The organism is Arthrobacter sp. HMWF013, from assembly GCF_003061105.1.
Lineage (GTDB): Bacteria > Actinomycetota > Actinomycetes > Actinomycetales > Micrococcaceae > Arthrobacter.
Genome location: NZ_QAIQ01000177.1, coordinates 1 through 2,067 on the forward strand (window position 1 = coordinate 1; position 2,067 = coordinate 2,067).

Sequence of the window (2,067 nt, forward strand, 5' to 3'; positions counted from 1 at the left end):
CGGTGGTGCCTTCGGCAAGGTGGGCGCCCAGGCGGACACGGTCAGCGTCGGCAATCCGGACGCCGGAGGGCACTACGTAATCCACCATGCGCGGGAACTTGTCGATGCCGTAGACGGTGACTGCGCCGCGACGGCGCAGCTTGGCACGGGTCAGCTCGAATCCCTCCACCGCGGCGGGCCCGAAGTTGGTCCAGACCACGTTGGGGAGCCTGCCGAAGACGCCGTCCAGGTTGATGGTGTTGGGCTTGACCAGGCGGTGCGAGAGGAGGTGCAGCCGGAGGTAGGCATCGGCGGTGTCGGCCGGCGGAGAGTCAAGGTGGATCTGGGCGAAGACCACTTTCTGTTCGGTTCCGCGATCCGGGTCCGCGCCATTTTCGGCAAGCTGGAGCAGGGATTCGTCCGCGTTTTCCACAGCACGAAGCCTTTCGGCCGCTACCCCCAGGGCCGGCGCGGGAAACCAGACGTCAAGAATGGTGGCGTCGGCGGCGATGGTTGCCAGGCCAAAGCCGTAGGCGGAACGGTCCTCAGTGGTGGTGTTCTGGTTTTCGGGCACGGCAGAAGTAGCGGTCTCAGTCATGGCCCCAGTCTAGCGAGAGCCGGGCATCCGGTTCGAACTAGACTGGCAACGTGACTGCTGAAACCGCCCCCAAGTCCCTTACCGCGCCATTGGACCTCCGCCAGGACGTGGCACTGCTCACCGCGGCCGTGATGGACATCAACAGTGTGTCCGGGAACGAGACGGAGCTGGCTGATGCGATTGACGCGGCACTTCGGAGCATCCCGGGGCTGCAGATCGTCCGCGACGGCGACTCCATCATCGCGCGCACCGAACTCGGGCTGCCGGAACGGGTCATCCTCGCCGGCCATCTGGACACGGTTCCGCTGCCCACCACCGAAGGTGCCCGCGGCACGGTGCCTTCAACGTGGGAGTCCGGCACTGCGGGGGAGGGCGTCCTGTACGGGCGCGGAGCCACGGACATGAAGGGCGGCGTCGCAGTCCAGCTCGCGCTGGCGGCCACAATGTTCGACGGCGGGGCCGCGCCAACGCGGGACGTCACCTTTGTCTTTTACGACCATGAGGAAGTCGAAGCGGTGAAAAGCGGTCTGGGCCGCCTGGTCCGTAACCACGGGCTTCTTTTGGACGGGGACTTCGCCATCCTCCTTGAGCCGACCCATGGCACCGTGGAGGGTGGCTGCAACGGCACCAGCCGCTTCGAGGCCACCACCGTGGGCGAGGCCGCACATTCCGCCCGGGCGTGGATGGGCAGTAATGCCATCCACGCTGCGGCACCCATCCTTGCCCGCCTGGCGGCCTACGAGCCACGGACCGTCAACGTCGATGGCCTGGACTACCGGGAAAGCCTTAATGCCGTGAAGATCAATGGCGGCACAGCCGGCAACGTCATTCCGGACCGCTGCGTGGTGGAAATCAACTACCGCTTCGCGCCGGACAAGTCCCCGGACCAGGCAGAGGCGCACGTCCGGGAACTGTTGGAAGGCTTCGAGGTGGTCCGCACGGACGCCGCCGCCGGCGCCCGGCCGGGACTGAACCACCCTGCTGCCGCCTCCTTCGTGGCCGCGGTCGGAGCTGAGCCCAAACCGAAATACGGCTGGACCGACGTCGCGCGCTTCAGCGAACTGGGCATCCCCGCGGTGAACTTCGGCCCCGGCGATCCGCTGCTGGCGCATAAGGACAATGAGCACGTTGACGCGGACGCCATCCGGGAATGCCTTCGGGCGCTGCGGAGCTGGCTCACCGCCTGATGCAGAAAACAGAAGGATCCGCAGCCTGGAGGCTGCGGATCCTTCTGTTCGTGTGGGGTTCGGCTTACTTGGGTTCCTTCACCTCAGGTAGTTCAGGTGCGACGACGGCGGTTGGCGCCTTCGCGACACCGCCGGCGGCCTTGTTTGAACCACGGCGTTCGATCCAGACGGCGATCCGTGAAACGACGATGTTGATTGCAATGTAGATTGCAGCGGCCACGAAGAAAATGGGGAACAGGAAGGCGTTCCCCAGGAAGTCCGCCATGACCTGCACTGCCCGCAGGAGCTCGCCGTAGGCCACGA

The 2,067-nt window shown here is 65.8% G+C and carries 1 protein-coding gene and 2 pseudogenes; 1 reads left to right on the forward strand and 2 read right to left on the reverse strand.

From position 1 onward, the window contains the following. Window positions 1–577 (reverse strand): annotated as a pseudogene (locus DBR22_RS07755) (2,3,4,5-tetrahydropyridine-2,6-dicarboxylate N-succinyltransferase); the annotation flags it as partial. A gap of 50 nt (window positions 578–627) precedes the next feature. Between DBR22_RS07755 and dapE the strand changes: the two are divergent. Further along, entirely contained in the window at window positions 628–1,764 is a 1,137-nt protein-coding gene (gene dapE, locus DBR22_RS07760) for a succinyl-diaminopimelate desuccinylase (protein ID WP_108598536.1), read from the forward strand. 64 nt (window positions 1,765–1,828) lie between these two features. Here dapE and DBR22_RS07765 read toward each other — a convergent pair. Continuing rightward, window positions 1,829–2,067 (reverse strand): annotated as a pseudogene (locus DBR22_RS07765) (amino acid ABC transporter permease); the annotation flags it as partial.